Source organism: Chryseobacterium sp. SIMBA_029, from assembly GCF_046535275.1.
In the GTDB taxonomy this organism is placed as follows: domain Bacteria; phylum Bacteroidota; class Bacteroidia; order Flavobacteriales; family Weeksellaceae; genus Chryseobacterium.
Genome location: NZ_JAWRXA010000768.1, coordinates 1 through 242, shown reverse-complemented (window position 1 = coordinate 242; position 242 = coordinate 1). Strand labels below are relative to the sequence as shown.

The following is a 242-nucleotide window of genomic DNA, read 5'->3' as shown; positions in this document are numbered from 1 at the left end:
AGGTCTACCTCCTGCCCTATCTGACCTATACCAACCCCTTGGGTGCACGGAAGGTCCTCGAATCGAGGCACGCGATGCTGCCCGATGCCAGGATTCGTGCCAAGGAACTCAGCGTGGACGGGGCGCTCTTCCCGTGGCGGACCATCAACGGGCTTGAGGCCAGCGCCTATTACGCTGCAGGAACCGCCCAGTTCCACATTGCCGCTGCTATTGCCTTCGCGGCAAACCGGTACCAATGGGCC

At 62.0% G+C, this 242-nt stretch carries 1 pseudogene; it reads left to right on the top strand.

The annotated features are described in order from the left end of the window. A pseudogene (locus SB679_RS26005) lies at nt 1-242 on the top strand (hypothetical protein); the annotation flags it as partial.